13 protein-coding genes are annotated in these 15,798 nt (G+C 45.3%); 8 read left to right on the forward strand and 5 right to left on the reverse strand.

Annotation, left to right across the window (positions count from 1 at the left end):
* Nucleotides 1-494 precede the first annotated feature (494 nt).
* Both fadI and fadJ read left to right on the forward strand, forming a co-directional pair.
* Nucleotides 495-1,802 carry an acetyl-CoA C-acyltransferase FadI gene (gene fadI / locus EX191_RS01375; RefSeq protein ID WP_193447006.1) on the forward strand — a complete coding sequence of 436 codons (1,308 nt, stop codon included), beginning with the start codon at nt 495-497 and terminating at the stop codon, nt 1,800-1,802.
* On the forward strand, nt 1,802-3,913 hold the full coding sequence (gene fadJ / locus EX191_RS01380) for a fatty acid oxidation complex subunit alpha FadJ (protein ID WP_193447007.1): 2,112 nt from the start codon (nt 1,802-1,804) through the stop codon (nt 3,911-3,913). The genes fadI and fadJ overlap by 1 nt, the downstream gene beginning before the upstream one ends.
* 62 nt (nt 3,914-3,975) lie before the next feature.
* Here fadJ and EX191_RS01385 read toward each other — a convergent pair whose 3' ends face one another.
* Nucleotides 3,976-4,230 carry a CG2 omega domain protein gene (locus EX191_RS01385; RefSeq protein ID WP_193447008.1) on the reverse strand — a complete coding sequence of 85 codons (255 nt, stop codon included), beginning with the start codon at nt 4,228-4,230 and terminating at the stop codon, nt 3,976-3,978.
* A 168-nt stretch (nt 4,231-4,398) separates the two neighbouring features.
* Complete coding sequence (locus EX191_RS01390) at nt 4,399-7,176, reverse strand: insulinase family protein (RefSeq protein ID WP_193447009.1); 2,778 nt, start codon at nt 7,174-7,176, stop codon at nt 4,399-4,401.
* Nucleotides 7,177-7,551: 375 nt separating this feature from the next.
* On the opposite strand from EX191_RS01390, the gene sixA reads away from it, so the two are divergent.
* Nucleotides 7,552-8,016, forward strand: coding sequence for a phosphohistidine phosphatase SixA (gene sixA / locus EX191_RS01395; RefSeq protein WP_005397904.1), 465 nt, complete (start codon nt 7,552-7,554; stop codon nt 8,014-8,016).
* A 97-nt stretch (nt 8,017-8,113) separates the two neighbouring features.
* On the opposite strand, the gene smrB is transcribed toward sixA, so the two are convergent.
* On the reverse strand, nt 8,114-8,644 hold the full coding sequence (gene smrB, locus EX191_RS01400; protein WP_012841540.1) for an endonuclease SmrB: 531 nt from the start codon (nt 8,642-8,644) through the stop codon (nt 8,114-8,116).
* 63 nt (nt 8,645-8,707) lie between these two features.
* On the opposite strand from smrB, the gene prmB reads away from it, so the two are divergent.
* Both prmB and aroC read left to right on the forward strand, forming a co-directional pair.
* Nucleotides 8,708-9,640, forward strand: a complete 933-nt coding sequence (gene prmB / locus EX191_RS01405; protein WP_054868017.1) for a 50S ribosomal protein L3 N(5)-glutamine methyltransferase — start codon at nt 8,708-8,710, stop codon at nt 9,638-9,640.
* Nucleotides 9,641-9,819: 179 nt separating this feature from the next.
* Nucleotides 9,820-10,905, forward strand: coding sequence for a chorismate synthase (aroC, locus tag EX191_RS01410; protein ID WP_053808779.1), 1,086 nt, complete (start codon nt 9,820-9,822; stop codon nt 10,903-10,905).
* 223 nt (nt 10,906-11,128) lie between these two features.
* Here the strand turns inward: aroC and EX191_RS01415 are convergent, their stop codons facing one another.
* Nucleotides 11,129-11,752, reverse strand: coding sequence for a trimeric intracellular cation channel family protein (locus tag EX191_RS01415; protein ID WP_012841541.1), 624 nt, complete (start codon nt 11,750-11,752; stop codon nt 11,129-11,131).
* Between the two features lie 333 nt (nt 11,753-12,085).
* On the opposite strand from EX191_RS01415, the gene EX191_RS01420 reads away from it, so the two are divergent.
* From EX191_RS01420 to EX191_RS01430, 3 genes are all read left to right on the forward strand, one after another.
* Complete coding sequence (locus EX191_RS01420; RefSeq protein WP_012841543.1) at nt 12,086-12,616, forward strand: elongation factor P hydroxylase; 531 nt, start codon at nt 12,086-12,088, stop codon at nt 12,614-12,616.
* A gap of 25 nt (nt 12,617-12,641) precedes the next feature.
* Complete coding sequence (locus EX191_RS01425; RefSeq protein WP_005397926.1) at nt 12,642-12,905, forward strand: YfcL family protein; 264 nt, start codon at nt 12,642-12,644, stop codon at nt 12,903-12,905.
* 145 nt (nt 12,906-13,050) lie between these two features.
* Entirely contained in the window at nt 13,051-13,575 is a 525-nt protein-coding gene (locus tag EX191_RS01430; protein WP_193447010.1) for an NADPH-dependent FMN reductase, read from the forward strand.
* Between the two features lie 76 nt (nt 13,576-13,651).
* Here the strand turns inward: EX191_RS01430 and mnmC are convergent, their stop codons facing one another.
* A complete protein-coding gene (gene mnmC / locus EX191_RS01435) occupies nt 13,652-15,670 on the reverse strand; it encodes a bifunctional tRNA (5-methylaminomethyl-2-thiouridine)(34)-methyltransferase MnmC2/FAD-dependent 5-carboxymethylaminomethyl-2-thiouridine(34) oxidoreductase MnmC1 (RefSeq protein WP_193447011.1) in 2,019 nt (672 codons plus the stop codon).
* Nucleotides 15,671-15,798 lie beyond the last annotated feature (128 nt).

Consider the following 15,798-nt stretch of genomic DNA (forward strand, 5'->3'; position numbering starts at 1 on the left):
CATAAAAAGAGACTGCTAGCGGTGAATTTTTGAATAGGTTTGCATCGCTGAGCCTTTTAGATGTGCTTAAAGCTCGTAAAATCACTATAAAATTGATCTATTTCAAAATATCAAGCAGTGAAGGGGTTATAGTACATCTTGTCATCTCGTTAGTCATTGCGACTAACATGTTGAGCAAGATGACACTTCCTTTTGAAGGCTGACTTTACTTTCTCCTAATCAGGAAACTGATTAATTTTCAATTGGCGTAAGTTAATTGTTTTATAGATATTCCGACCACACAGTTATGTGTGGTTTTTTTTTGCTTCGATTTTACCTTCCGTATACCTCTTACCGTTTTAACTCTCTATAGTTAATCATTATTAATCGCATAAGAATCAAAGAAGTAGAGTAATTGATCTACTTGCTTCACGTTTATTTAAACGCACGTTTGATAAATTTAACAAATTCATTACAATGCATCAGGTCAGACCTCTTGTATTTAAGGAGAAACAATGGGCAAGCAGGAAGTAAAAACACGCAATGGTGAGCGTGTCGCTATTGTCGCGGGGCTTCGAACTCCCTTTGCTCGTCAAAGCACGGAATTTAGCCAAGTGCCAGCGGTCGATTTAGGGAAAATGGTAGTAAGCGAAATGCTTGCTCGAACAGATATTGATCCGAAGTTAATCGAACAAGTGGTATTTGGACAAGTAGTACAAATGCCTGAAGCGCCAAACATCGCACGAGAAATCGTGTTAGGCACCGGTATGAACATTCATACTGATGCTTACAGTGTGACTCGTGCGTGTGCAACGAGTTTTCAAGCGGCGGTCAATGTCGCAGAAAGCATCATGGCGGGAACCATCGATATCGGTATTGCTGGTGGTGCAGACTCTTCTTCCGTCCTGCCTATTGGCGTATCTAAGAAACTGGCCGCTAATCTGCTTGCTCTAAGTAAGACAAAAACAATGGGTCAGAAGCTTAGCATCCTCAAAAACTTGAGCTTTAAAGACCTTATGCCAGTGCCTCCTGCAGTAGCCGAGTACTCGACGGGCTTGTCGATGGGACAAACTGCGGAGCAAATGGCAAAGACGCATGGTATTTCTCGTGCAGAGCAGGATGCGCTAGCACATCGCTCTCATATGCTGGCTTCCCAAGCTTGGAAAGAAGGTAAGATCCAAGGTGAAGTGATGACGGCTTTTCCCGAACCATACAAAAAATGGATTTCGGAAGACAACAATGTCCGTCACGACTCAACCGTAGAAGGGTACGCGAAACTTCGACCTGCCTTTGATCGCCAGTATGGCAGTGTTACGGCAGCGAACAGTACGCCACTGACTGATGGTGGTGCGGCAGTGATGTTGATGCGCGAAGGTAAAGCGAAAGAGCTTGGCATGGAGATTCTTGGCTACATCCGCGGCTATGCATTTTCAGCGATCGGTGTGGAAAAGGACATGCTGATGGGACCGACTTATGCCACAGCGAAAGTGCTAGAAAATACAGGATTGGAACTGTCTGATCTGACGTTGATCGACATGCACGAAGCGTTTGCTGCGCAAGCATTGGCGAATGTGAAGATGTTTGCTTCAGATAAGTTTGCTCAAAAAAATCTAGGTCGTTCGAAAGCGATTGGTGAAATCGACATGGATAAGTTTAACGTTCTTGGTGGCTCAATCGCTTACGGTCACCCATTCGCGGCGACAGGTGCACGAATGATGACGCAAACTCTACGTGAACTGAAACGCCGTGGCGGCGGTATTGCGTTGAATACCGCATGTGCAGCAGGCGGTCTTGGCGCAGCAATGATTCTGGAGGTTGAGTAATGAGCGAGCAAAAAGCATTTAGTCTAAAAGTTGATGAGCAGAATATTGCTTGGTTAGCGATTGACGTACCTAATGAAAAAATGAACACGCTACAGGCGGCTTTTGCTGATGAAATGAAAGAAATCTTTGCTCAGCTAAAAGACGCCAGTGGCATCAAAGGGATGATCATTCATTCCCTCAAACCGGACAACTTCGTCGCGGGGGCCGATGTTCGCATGCTAGAAGCGTGCACGACCGCAAGTGAAGCAGAAGCATTAGCGAGGCAAGGTCAAGAGCTATTCCAGCAGCTATCGGACTTACCATATCCTGTGGTTGCCGCTATTCACGGTCCATGTTTAGGCGGTGGCTTAGAGCTTGCTCTTGCATGTGATTATCGTGTTTGTACGGATTCAGATAAAACGCGTTTAGGCCTGCCAGAAGTACAGCTTGGATTGCTGCCAGGTTCCGGCGGTACTCAGCGTCTGCCACGTTTGATTGGCCTGTTACCGTCATTGGACTTGATCCTGACGGGTAAACAACTTCGCGCAAAGAAAGCTAAAAAGCTGGGTGTTGTGGACGCCTGTGTCCCTGACACCATTTTGCTCGACGTAGCAAAACAGTTTATCGACAAAGGTAAAAACAAGGGTACGAAAAAGCTATCGACGAAAGAAAAAGTGATGTCGGGTAGCGGGTTAGGGCGCAAGTTTGTGTTTGAACAAGCAGCGAAGAAAACCAATCAGAAAACTCGTGGTAACTATCCTGCAACGGTCGCGATTTTAGACGTTATTCAGCATGGTTTAGAGAAAGGTTTCGCCCAAGGACAAGAGCTTGAAGCGAAACGCTTCGGTGAGCTTGTGATGAGCTCAGAGTCAAAAGCGCTTCGTTCTATCTTCTTTGCGACAACGGAAATGAAGAAAGAAAATGGTACGGATGCGAAACCCGCGCCAGTTCATAAAGTTGGCGTGCTTGGCGGTGGCTTGATGGGCGCAGGAATCAGCCATGTGTCTGTTGCAAAAGCGAAGGTGCCTGTCCGCATCAAAGACGTCAGCAACGATGGCGTTCTAAACGCACTCAACTACAACTACAAGTTATTTGAGAAACAGCGTAAACGTCGCATTCTATCAAAAGCCGATCTGCAAGCGAAAATGTTGCAACTGTCTGGCGGTGTCGACTTTACCAGCTTTAATCATATTGATGTCGTAATTGAAGCTGTTTTTGAAGACTTAGATCTTAAACAAAAAATGGTGGCGGATATTGAAGCGAATGCCAAGCCGGAAACCATCTTTGCGACCAATACCTCTTCGTTACCAATCCACAGAATTGCAGAAAAAGCGGAGCGTCCAGAAAACGTAGTGGGTTTGCATTACTTCAGCCCGGTAGAAAAAATGCCGTTGGTGGAAGTGATTCCGCATGAAACGACATCAGATGAAACCATTTCAACAGTCGTTGCACTTGCTAAAAAGCAAGGAAAAACCCCGATCGTAGTGAAAGACAAAGCGGGCTTTTACGTGAACCGCATTCTTGCGCCATACATGAACGAAGCGGCGCATATTCTGCTGGCTAACGAACCGATCGAAAAGATTGATACGGCGTTGCTTGATTTTGGTTTCCCTGTTGGCCCGATTACCTTACTGGATGAAGTCGGTGTCGACATTGGCGCGAAGATCATGCCGATTCTAGTCAATGAGTTAGGTGAGCGATTCAAAGGCCCGGACGTGTTCGATATCTTATTGAATGACGGTCGCAAAGGACGTAAGAGCGGGAAAGGTTTCTACACTTACAAAGGTAAGAAGAAAGAAGTCGATAAATCTATCTACAAGCTGCTTAAGCTCGATCCTGAATCTAAGCTGAGCGATAACGATATTGCGTTGCGCTGTGTACTACCAATGCTGAATGAAGCGGTACGTTGTTTGGATGACGGCATCATTCGCTCGCCACGTGATGGTGATATTGGTGCAATATTTGGCATTGGTTTCCCTCCATTCTTGGGCGGTCCATTCCGTTATATGGAGCAGTTTGGCATTAAAGAACTGGTTGAGAAAATGAATGAGTTTGCATCGAAGTATGGCGATCGTTACGCACCGTGTGATGGTTTGCTTACTCGAGCTGGAGAAGGAACCACATTCTATTAAACGTTGCTTCGGTAAAGAAAAAGGCTTGCCAGTGGCAAGCCTTTTTCATAAATAAGAAATAGTTACTTCTTCTTGTCTTTCTTATCTTTATTGTGGCCTTTACCTGGGTTGTCGTCCCCGTGAACGCTGCTGTTGCCTTTGTTGTCTTTATCTTTCCACTGTTTTGAAGAGCAATCATCTGATTTGATAGAAACATTGTCTCCGCTTAGGCGGACACAGTCGTTACTTAGCTCAAAGCCATCACCTTTCACCGAGATTTCAGCGTGTACAGATGCCAGTGGCAGTAAAATAGCCGCAAGTAGTAGTGCTTTTTTCATGATTACCTCATTAATTTATTTTTAGTGTGGTAATTAGAGCATAAGCCGCAATGGCGTAATTTCAATTTTCTGCCAATTATGGTGTCGATTCTATTTATGAGACCCACAACCTCATTGGTTTGTAGGTATATACTTACTAATCGATAATTTTATTACTGCGCAATTAGATCATCCTAAGCCGCAATCTTTTGGCCTAAGTTGGAACTCTTCTATCGATCCAATTTCTTGCCCTAAGTGGATGCGCGGAGCGTCTGAATGTGATTGCCCTTGAGAGTGCATGACCAATCGGTTTGCCGTGCGAGGTTTCAACTCATTAACGACAAAGCGAATCATGTCTGCTCGGGTCAATTTCTTCAGTTCAGCAAGTACCTTGTCACGTTGGTTAAACTCGGTGTCTTTGTTTCCTATTGCAACCCAAAGACGCTGAGCACGACCTCGCAGTGTGGTGTCCGGCGTCGCTATTTGATTCCACAAGCCGCGCTTACTGCTATGCCACTGGTAATCGTTCAGTTCTAACAGCACCATATAAAAGGCATTTAAGAACTCATCGATTGAGGTAACCAGCTCGGCAGGTGCTGCATTGGGTGACTGCACATAAAGCACAATACCCGGATGACGATTAAGTGGCATATTGCCAGTGCCCACCATGTAACCTAATTGCTGTTTTGTGCGGATCTCGTGGAAAAATGTTGCCGACATGAGATGGTTCGCCAATGAGTATAGAGCAATGCTACGAGGCTCAATATCCTCACACTGGTGGTAAATAACGACCGCCGAATCTTGCTGGTTGCAATGTACTTCACGTTGAAAACTGCCGTTTTTTCCTAGCATGATGAGTGGGCGGAGCGCCTCTTCATAACGCTGCTCTTTTACTCTTAGGGCATCCTTTAAGGTCGTCGCCATGTCATGCGCTTGTTGACGCTGCCAATCTCCGTAAACAAACATTTCAACGTGCAGCTCTGCAAGAATTGATTCTACGAATACCGAGAGTTCATCGACTTCGATTTCTTCTAGCGCTTCGACTAAGGTTGCGAAAGGCGGGTTATTGGGTTGAAGCAACCCAGTAAGTGCGTTAAACAGCTGCGAAATAGGACGATCTTGTGAAGCATTTCTCCAGTTACGTAACAGTTGCTGCTTGATGGTTTCAAAGCGTGCAGGGCTGAAATCTCGAGAAGCAAAACGGTGCAGGATCATTTCCAACAATTGAGGCAGTTTTTGGCTGAACCCTGAGAGGGTTAAGGTAACCCCGCCTTGGTGAGCGTACATGTTGTAACCCATCCCTGCGATTTCAGCTTGATAGGTTTCTTTTGCTAGCGAGTCGAGGAACATCTCGACACATAGGCGAGTTTTGACAATGTTCTTCGGTGATGCAACAGCATGAGAGCTGTCGATAGCGACATATACAACGCCTTTTGGCACGCGAAATTCATCATCTTGTAAATGCCAAAGTCGGAAGCCTTCGAGATCTTCAATTAACTCTGGTAGTGAACCACCATTTTCGAACGGCATGGGATCGAGATCGTAGCAAATATAAGGGTTCTTTTCTGGTAAGACGAACTGCCAGCTTGGATCGATTTGTTGATAGAAGCGGCGTTGCTCATCACTAAAAGGCGTGACGGAATACGGAGTAAAGTACCATTCGGCAGTACGGTTGTATTCCAGTCCTTTTGCAATCAGGGTTACGCGGACATTATCGATGGTTAAGTATTGCAGCAACGAACGCTGCAGTTGTTCATCATAGCCCGCCATTTTGTAGTCGCCATAAATGGTATCGTCTGGCTGATAATGCTGCATATTGATAACAAGATGGCTAACCAAATCCATTGGTCGAGATGGTTCCTGGAAACGAAACGCCGACTCAAGCACCGCTTGTTTTTCGAGATAGCGCCATTCATCTAGGCCGTCTTGTTTGATCATCGAGAGGTATTGAAAAACCGCTTGGATGATGTCGTCAACGTGGTTGAGACCCTGTGGGGTCAGTGTGCAGCTAACCGTAAAATCTCGATAGTTGCTACCACTTGCGCCGCCTCCCGCAGAAAGCGACGTAATCCAGCCCTCATTTTTTAGCTGGAGCATTAAGCTGCCTTCGCCTTCATAGCCGAGTAAATGCGCGAAGTAAGAGAGTGGTTTAACGCCGTAGTGCTTATCCATTCCCGGCATTGGGAAGGTGAGAATGAGTTTTCGAAATTCTTTGATTGGTTCAACTTGAACTAAAATCCCGGTACTTTCTTTGGTGCTAATGGGGACATCAATCGATTTTCCACGAAGGTGGTGGTTTGGGATATTGGCAAACATGGCTTCTACCCACGCTTGCTGATCATCGAGCGACTGTGGCCCAAAGAGCGTCAACGTCATGAGATCGGCAGAGTATTGAGAGTGGTGAAACTCGACAATTTCGTCGCGGATGGACTTACCCTCTCGGTCACCTAATGTATCTAGGTTGCCGACTGAGAACTTAGAGAAAGGGTGCTCTGGATTGATGACTTCTTTATTGACTTGATACAGGCGGCGAGAATCGTCATTAAGTTTGAGTTTATATTCGGAGTCGACAGCCTGGCGTTCTTTGTCTAAAGCTTCTTCGTTAAACAATGGTGCGGTAAAGAATTGGCTAAATCGATCTAAGGCATTTTCAAAGGCATTCGGAGTAACATCAAAAAAGAAACAAGTGTGCTCAGTACCCGTCCAAGCGTTATTTGTTCCTCCATGCTGGCTAATATAACTTTGAAACTCGCCCACTTTAGGGTATTTTTCCGTACCCAAAAAAAGCATATGTTCTAAATAGTGTGCCAGACCTTGGCGATCGTTTGGGTCGTCGAAGTGTCCAACGTTCACTGCTAGAGCAGCTGCTGACTGTTGAGCTGTCTCGGAATGAATCAGCAGTACACGCAGATCATTGCTCAAGGTAATGTAGCGGTATTGATTTGAATCGTTAGGACTTAGATGCACGATGCGTCTCCAGATTTCGCATTACAGTAATTATGAACCCCTAGCTAGGGGGCGCAAAGTTTGCGTTTCGACAAATACTGCTTGCCGTATTTTTGTTATTCGTAGACTTCTGCACAGGCCCATCGCGTTTGCGTATGGGGAAGAACTGTTTGAATGAATGCTCTGAACTCATAGCACAGTTAAATACTGTGATGAACTGAGTACATTCTTTTTAATAGATTGTTAAGAAAGTCGCTATCTTTAGCAAGCGAATTGGTATAATGAACAGATAATTATATCAGTATTTTTGTTTCATCATTATTAAAGTTAGCCCCGTCTATCTAATAAAGATAGCAGTCAACCTTTTGGTAGCGTTAGCTATCCCTAGGAAATAACATGAAAATATTCATCATGCGTCACGGCGAAGCCGAGCATTTTGCAGATTCAGACGCAGCACGACAATTGACCCCAAGAGGCAGAGTCGAATCAGAAGCGGTTGCGAGAGCCTGTAAAGAACAAGGTTTTGCGCAATTCGATAAAGTGTTGGTGAGTCCGTACATTAGAGCTCAACAAACTTGGCAAGAGATCAGCGAGTATTTTGCTGCAAAAAGCATCGAAACTTGTGAAGATATTACACCTTACGGTCAATCTGAGCATGTATTTGATTTTGCAAGTGCATTGATTGAAGTGGAAAAACTAGACTCGCTTCTGCTTGTCTCTCACTTGCCTTTGGTTGGTTATCTCACTTCAGAGTTTGTAAAAGACATGGCACCACCGATGTTTCCTACATCAGGTCTAGTGTGTATTGAATACGATCTACAAACGCAAAACGGTGAAGTGCTGTGGCATATTACGCCATAAGCGTCGAAACCAAATAAGCATTTAAACATTAGATATAGAATGAAGAAAGGCAGGAAATTTCCTGCCTTTTTGTTTAATTGCTTCTACAGTGAGCTAGTTACTTTTCTGGAATCGAGAGCAAAACTAACAACGCACCATCACCGCCGAATTCTAGTGGCGCTTGGTGGAAAGCCATTACGTCTGGGTGTTGTGCTAACCAAAGTGGCGCTTTCTGTTTCAGGATGTGTTTACCAATGCCATGTTGCACACACGCACAGTGAATCTCGTTTTTGACGCAGTAGGCGATCATCGCACCAAGTTCACGCTTAGCTTCTTGTTGTGTCATGCCGTGCATATCGAGGAATACGTCCGGTACATACACGCCGCGACGTAGACGTTTAACTTCATAAGTGGAGACGTCGTCACGTGCATAACGAGTTGGGCCTTCTTCATTTAAGAGAGGGACAAACTCGTCGGAGAAGTAAAACTCAGAATCACTCGCTTCACGGTTGGAGCGCTTGATTTCTTTTTGCTTAGTATTTTTTTTTGGTTGCTGGATTATGGTATCCTGTCGCAACTTTTTTACGCCCTGTACTGCTTCCTGAAACAAGGCGAAATCGTCATCGTGTTCGGTGTCTTTTTTGCTCATTAGGTAAACAATTTCATTAATAAACTTTTATTGGCAGTATTGTAGCGCTTTTCGGAGGCAATTTTGGATAAGATTTTTGTAGAAGAAGCGGTATCGGAGCTGCATACCCTTCAAGATATGATTCGTTGGACGGTAAGCCGCTTTAACGCAGCGAACCTGTTTTACGGTCATGGTACTGATAATGCGTGGGATGAAGCGGTTCAGCTTATCCTGCCAACCTTATACTTGCCGATTGATGTGCCTCCGCACGTATTAAACTCTCGCCTAACGACCAGCGAGCGTCTGCGTATTGTTGAGCGTGTAGTAAAACGTATCAATGAACGTACACCAACTGCATACCTAACCAACAAAGCTTGGTTCTGCGGTCTTGAGTTCTTCGTTGACGAGCGTGTACTCGTGCCACGTTCTCCAATTGGTGAGTTGATTCAAGCTGAATTCCAACCTTGGTTGGTGGAAGAGCCAGCGCGCATCATGGACTTATGCACAGGCAGCGGCTGTATCGCAATTGCATGTGCTCACGCGTTCCCTGAAGCTGAAGTGGATGCGATTGATATCTCAACGGACGCACTACAAGTCGCGGAGCAAAACGTACAAGATCACGGCATGGAGCAGCAAGTATTCCCAATTCGCTCTGACTTGTTCCGCGACCTACCAAAAGAGAAGTACAACCTGATCGTGTCTAACCCACCATATGTGGATGAAGAAGACATGAACAGCCTGCCAGACGAGTTCACACACGAACCTGAGCTTGGTTTAGCAGCGGGTACGGATGGCCTAAAACTTGTGCGTCGTATTCTTGCAAATGCACCAGACTACCTAACAGATAACGGCATTCTTATCTGTGAAGTCGGCAACTCAATGATTCATATGATGGAACAGTACCCAGAGATTCCTTTCACTTGGATTGAGTTCGAGAACGGCGGTCACGGCGTATTCATGCTAACGCGTGACCAGCTGGTTGAGTGTGCAGAAGAGTTTAAACTGTACAAAGACTAATAGGGTCTTGCACTAAACGTCAAAACACCGAGCTTTATGCTCGGTGTTTTTTTATACATAACTCGCCGATATTAACTCTTTACATCAAAACGTAATAAAGCCACTATGAATCCACGAAGAATTGGAAAGCAGTTGCGCTCTGGTTTGAGAGGGCGTAGCGATAAAAACTTGAGGAAGTAATGGCAGGAAACAGTATCGGACAACATTTCCGAGTGACGACATTCGGGGAAAGTCACGGTATCGCACTGGGATGTATCGTAGACGGATGTCCTCCGGGGTTAGAAATTACAGAAGCAGATCTGCAAATCGATCTCGACCGCCGTCGTCCAGGCACATCACGTTACACCACACAACGTCGTGAACCGGATGAAGTTAAAATTCTTTCTGGTGTTTTTGAAGGCCAAACCACAGGCACATCGATCGGTTTGCTAATTGAAAACACCGATCAGCGCTCAAAAGATTACTCGGACATCAAAGATAAATTCCGTCCGGGTCATGCTGATTATACTTACCACCAAAAGTATGGCATCCGTGACTATCGAGGTGGCGGCCGTTCGTCTGCTCGTGAAACCGCAATGCGTGTGGCGGCGGGTGCAATCGCGAAGAAATACTTGAAAGATGAGTTTGGTGTTGAGATTCGCGCGTACTTGTCACAAATGGGTGATGTTTCTATCGACAAGGTAGATTGGAACGAAATCGAAAACAATGCGTTTTTTTGCCCAGATGTGGACAAAGTAGAAGCGTTTGACCAACTTATCCGTGACCTGAAAAAAGAAGGCGACTCAATTGGCGCGAAAATTCAGGTTGTGGCAACTAACGTGCCTGTTGGTCTTGGTGAACCTGTATTTGATCGTCTTGATGCCGACATTGCACACGCGCTAATGAGCATTAATGCGGTGAAAGGCGTTGAGATTGGTGATGGCTTTGATGTGGTAAACCAAAAAGGCAGTCAACACCGTGATACGCTTGCTCCTGAAGGTTTTGGCAGTAATCACGCGGGCGGTATTCTTGGCGGTATCTCAACTGGTCAAGACATTGTGGCTAACATTGCGCTTAAGCCAACATCAAGCATCACAGTTCCGGGTGAGACCATCACAAAAGAAGGTGAGCCAACTCAGTTGATCACCAAAGGCCGTCATGATCCTTGTGTGGGTATTCGTGCCGTACCAATAGCTGAAGCGATGCTAGCGATTGTGGTGATGGATCATTTGCTGCGTCATCGTGGTCAAAACCATGGCGTAACAACTGAAACACCGAAGATTTAAGAGCTTTGTGTCATTCCAGCGAGCTATAGCGAGACTAGGAATCTAATTTCAGCGCGATGAAAAGAGAAAGAAACATCTCTGACAACAGAGTGCTCGGATAATAGATCCTGAATCATGCTCCTTCGTCGCTGTTCAGGATGACTGAATATAAAATTATGCCACTCACTTAATCGCGGGTGGCACAATTTTATCAGGCAACCTTTTTTGTTTAAGTAGTTTTTGCTTAATGGAGTGAGCCTTCCGTTTCCAAATTGAAAGAAGGGAGACGCCACTTAAAACGTACCGCGGCCATACGCAGCATATAACCGGTGATCAGTGTAATGATAGTGGCTGTTACATCGGGAACATTAAATTCTAATAGCGCTAAGTACATTCCTGATGCGATAAGAGCGACAGAAGCGTAAAGTTCTTCATGCAGTACCAACGGTGTTTGGCGACAGATTAAGTCGCGGAGTAGCCCACCGAATACACCCGTTACTAGCGCTGAAACCATACAGATCCCAGGGTGTAAGCCCATGCCCATCGCAATCTTAGTTCCGATGATGCTGAATACGATTAGACCTAACGCATCAAGGCGGATGAATAGACCTTTTAGCTTAATCACCCATTTCGCTAAGCCTGTGGTAAGTACACCCGCAATACACGTGATTGCTAGGAACTCTGGGTTTTTTACCCAACCAAGAGGGTAGTGTCCCAGTAAAATGTCACGTACGGTGCCACCACCAATGGCCGTTGCACTGGCCACCAACATAACACCAAACCAGTCCATTTTTCTTCTACCAGCACTCAACGCACCTGTCATGGCTTCAGCCGTGATACCAATGATATACAACACACTTAGCAACATAGGGAGACACTCAACGTAAAAAGTCACTACGTTCTACGTGAATCATCGTAGGCGCAGCAACAACACTTACAAAAGGTTTCATCATTCTTAAAAAGTGATTAAAACCAGCAACATGCCTGTAATCAAACCGCTTAAAAAACAGCAGTTTGAGCAGCATCAAAATAAGGCGAGAGTGTAGTAGCAAATGAGTACGCTGACGAATGAGAAATTATATGGAGAAAGCGATGTTCAGATAAATTCAACTAATAACCAAAACTGTGGGAGTATCTTTACCTTATAGATAAAAACAGCGACAATACCCAGCGCATGTCAAACTGAAGTACAAACTCGACGATGACCCACGAATACCAAGACCTTATCACTATTTTTAATGACACCTTTTTAGACCAATTTAATACGAAATTGGAGTTAGGTGGTGATGAGCCTATTTATCTTCCTGCTGATGATGAACATCCTCATCATCGGATTATTTTTGCTCGGGGTTTTTATGCCTCCGCATTACACGAAATCTCGCATTGGTGTGTGGCAGGGCCAGAGCGTCGTTTGCTGGAAGATTTTGGCTATTGGTATGAACCCGATGGGCGCACGGCAGAAGTTCAAGCGGAGTTTGAGAAAGTTGAAGTGCGTCCGCAAGCTTATGAATGGATTCTGGCACAAAGTGCTGGCTTCCCTTTTACGGTGAGTTGTGACAATCTACACGGCGATTTTGAACCAGATAGGCTCGGCTTTATGCAGAAAGTGCATAAAGAAGTGTTAGGTATTTTGGAAGCTGGCTTGCCTTTGCGAGTGAAAATGCTTTCGGATGCTCTGCGTGCGTTTTACCAAACCAAGCCGCTGGAAGCGTCAGACTTTTGCGTTAAATAACCTCAAATAACCTCAGAGATACACCATGATTATTGAATTTGAAGAAAAACTACTGGAACTGATTGATGCTCGAATTGAAACAGCATCTGACGATGAATTGTTTGCTGGTGGTTATCTACGTGGTCACATCTCTTTGTCTGCGGCATCTTGTGAAGAAGAAGGCATTAGCGATATTACTGAGCTGAAGTCACGCATTGAGAGCAGTTTGGAAGACGCTCGTACCGAGTTAAGCCCAGCTGATCGCGCGATCGTCAGTGACTTGTGGCAAGAACTGCAGGCTCAGGCTTAATCTCCGAACGTCGTTCTCCATTTATTAGTCCAAATCATTTACTACTTCGAAAAATTCGAACCTCTCCATAAAATTTTTGTGGTTGTAGCGAAACTGTTCAACTTTTATTCTGGTTAGCATAAAACGTGAACAAAGGATTACAACCATGAAAATTGTCGCATTTGGTGCTTCTACCAGCTCTACCTCAATCAACAAATTACTTGCTACATACGCAGCAAACCAAGTCGAAGACGCTCAAGTGAACGTTTTAGACTTAAACAATTATCAAGTACCGATGTTTAGCGAAGACAAAGAGAAAGAAATTGGTCAAGCTGAAGGTGCAGTCGCATTTTTACGTGATTTGGCTGAGGCTGACGCTATTGTTGTTTCCTTCGCAGAGCATAACGGTTCATACCCAGCAGCGTATAAAAACCTATTTGATTGGGCGACGCGCATTGAGCGCAACGTATTCCAAAACAAGCCAGTCGTTTACTTAGCAACTTCTCCTGGTCCGGGTGGCGCACAGAGCGTTCTTGCAGCGGCAACAGGTTCCGCGCAATTTTTCGGAGCAGATGTGAAAGCATCGCTATCTGTACCGAGCTTCTACGAGAACTTTGATGTGGAGTCTGGTGAGGCGGTAAATCCGGAAGTAGCAGAGCAAGTGAAACAGGCAGTTGCACAGCTACAGTAATCTCAGCACGAGCGATTTAATGAGCCAGCGATTCCCGACACGTATCGGTGTCGGGAATGTAAACGAGAGAATACTCTTACAGCTCGGTAATGGCTTTGCCTTTTCTTAGTTTACGAACCCACATTCGACTTGGGTGAAGTTCGGTCAATACATCAACAGGTAATGGCAGCGGGTCTCCACAGATTTGCGAGGCCAACACTTCAGCTAACAATGGTGCAGAGCTCAGCCCACGAGATCCTAAACCTAAGAAGCAGAATAAGTTAGTGAACTGATGAACGATTTCTACCTCTTCTGCTTTTTGATTTTGTAAGTTGGCGTATTGCGTTTTTATCGTCTCAAAGTCACCCACATTTCCGACAAATGGTAAGTGATCTCGGCTCACGCAGCGAATACCTTGGCGAGATCGATTGCCACTGATATCTACCTCTTTTGGCCATTCTTGGTTCGATACGCACTTAACTAGTTTTTCTGCGTTATCCTTCTGAGCGTTTTCATCAAATTCGTAGTCTAGGTGACTGCGATCGTAGCTTGCGCCTATGCACAGGTGCTGATTGTTTGGGTTAACAGGCGTCATGTAGCCGTCGTAACACAATACCGTTTTCAATTGACTCAGCGTTTCGGTTGCCGGAGCATGACTGACTTGCCCTTTCACCTGTCCCATCGGCAGGGAAGCGGTTTGGCTCAATGTCTGGAACTCATGGCCATTCGCAATCACAACGGTTGAGTGCTCAAATGTTTGACCATTGACCGTTAGTGTCCAAAGCTGATGCTCTTCATCCCAATTTAATGCTTCAACGTGATGTTCAAACTTCGTTGAGAGTAACGATGTCTGTTCTAACTGTTTGATTAACCCACGAGTTAGCTCGGCAGGGCACAACCAACCTCCCATTGGGTAGTGCACAGACGACATATCGATAGGTAATCCGATAGTATTCGCAGTTTCCTCGGCGGACAGTTTTTGAATCAATTCAGAAGGAAAATTACCCGCAAGCATCTTTTCCAGCTTATCAGCAGATTTTTCATCCCACATTAGCTGAGTTACACCACACCAATCGTGATCGAATGTAACCGACTCCGCAGCTTGTTCAATAAATTGTCTTGCAAACAAAAATGCAGGTGCAAAAACACGCGAAACACCAGTATGAGGACCGTTCAACAATGGATACACGGCCCCTTGACGATTCCCCGACGCTCCTTCGGCTGGTTGAGTGTCTTTGCAGTAAAGCGTGACGTTTTGGCCACGACGAACCAACGTTTTCGCTAACGTCGCGCTGGCAATACCGCCTCCGATTATGGCAATCGAATCAAGATTGCTGGACGCCGTGCGATTGAACCACGGAAGATGATTCGACTGCTTTTCGCGTTGTTCCATCGAACCTGCGATCATTTCACGCTTGGTGCCAAAGCCTTTGACTTTTTTCATTGCAAAGCCTGCTTCGTTCAATCCTCGACGCACAAAGCCCGCTGCGGTAAAAGTGGCAACTGTACAGTCTTGCTTGGCTAACTTAGCCATGTTGTTGAACAGATTTTGGTTCCACATCTCTGGGTTTTTGCTTGGCGCGAATCCATCTAAGAACCAAGCGTCAATCAAACCTTGTTCGTTGTATGGGACTTGCGGCATGCAGTCTTTGATGTCGCCAAACCAAAGGTCGAGCGTGATTGCGCCGTCTTCTAAAATAATGCGATGACATTCTGGCACGGCGGCAGGGTAGTGCTTTTGTAACTTTTCCGCGTACTCAGCTAGCTCAGGCCAAGCTTCATGCGCCTTCTTTAAATCCGCTTGGCTTAGCGGGTATTTTTCAAAGCTAATAAAATGCAGCTCTTTCAATGCTGCGTCTGGATGCTGACGACGAAACTCACTAAACCACTGGCATACTGCTAAGAAGTTTAATCCCGTGCCAAATCCTGTTTCACCAATGACAAAACGTCTTTGGTCAAATTCCTGCCATCTTTCTGGGAGATGATTTTGTTTTAAGAAAACGTAGCGTGTCTCTTCAAGACCGTTTACGTTAGAGAAGTAAACATCATCAAATTGGTCTGAAACCGGAGTACCAGCTTCGTTCCAACCAAGTTCTGCGTTTTTTATTGAAGTCATAATGGTGCAAATTTGTGATTTGGCGCGGTAAGAATGGGGCGATTGTACGAATTTATGGGAAAGCTGACCACTTTTGTTGACTATCTTAGTTATCATCTAGCGGATTTTTGAATTATAGGAATGTCATA

This window comes from Vibrio chemaguriensis (genome assembly GCF_012275705.1).
In the GTDB taxonomy this organism is placed as follows: domain Bacteria; phylum Pseudomonadota; class Gammaproteobacteria; order Enterobacterales; family Vibrionaceae; genus Vibrio; species Vibrio diabolicus.

Excerpts from the sequence above, each read along its gene's own strand:
- mnmC (WP_193447011.1), bottom strand. The coding sequence starts at position 15,670 with ATGACTTCAATAAAAAACGCAGAACTTGGTTGGAACGAAGCTGGTACT.
- fadI (WP_193447006.1), top strand. The coding sequence starts at position 495 with ATGGGCAAGCAGGAAGTAAAAACACGCAATGGTGAGCGTGTCGCTATT.
- EX191_RS01385 (WP_193447008.1), bottom strand. The coding sequence starts at position 4,230 with ATGAAAAAAGCACTACTACTTGCGGCTATTTTACTGCCACTGGCATCT.
- EX191_RS01420 (WP_012841543.1), top strand. The coding sequence starts at position 12,086 with ATGACCCACGAATACCAAGACCTTATCACTATTTTTAATGACACCTTT.
- smrB (WP_012841540.1), bottom strand. The coding sequence starts at position 8,644 with ATGAGCAAAAAAGACACCGAACACGATGACGATTTCGCCTTGTTTCAG.
- EX191_RS01430 (WP_193447010.1), top strand. The coding sequence starts at position 13,051 with ATGAAAATTGTCGCATTTGGTGCTTCTACCAGCTCTACCTCAATCAAC.
- sixA (WP_005397904.1), top strand. The coding sequence starts at position 7,552 with ATGAAAATATTCATCATGCGTCACGGCGAAGCCGAGCATTTTGCAGAT.
- fadJ (WP_193447007.1), top strand. The coding sequence starts at position 1,802 with ATGAGCGAGCAAAAAGCATTTAGTCTAAAAGTTGATGAGCAGAATATT.
- aroC (WP_053808779.1), top strand. The coding sequence starts at position 9,820 with ATGGCAGGAAACAGTATCGGACAACATTTCCGAGTGACGACATTCGGG.
- EX191_RS01415 (WP_012841541.1), bottom strand. The coding sequence starts at position 11,752 with ATGTTGCTAAGTGTGTTGTATATCATTGGTATCACGGCTGAAGCCATG.
- EX191_RS01425 (WP_005397926.1), top strand. The coding sequence starts at position 12,642 with ATGATTATTGAATTTGAAGAAAAACTACTGGAACTGATTGATGCTCGA.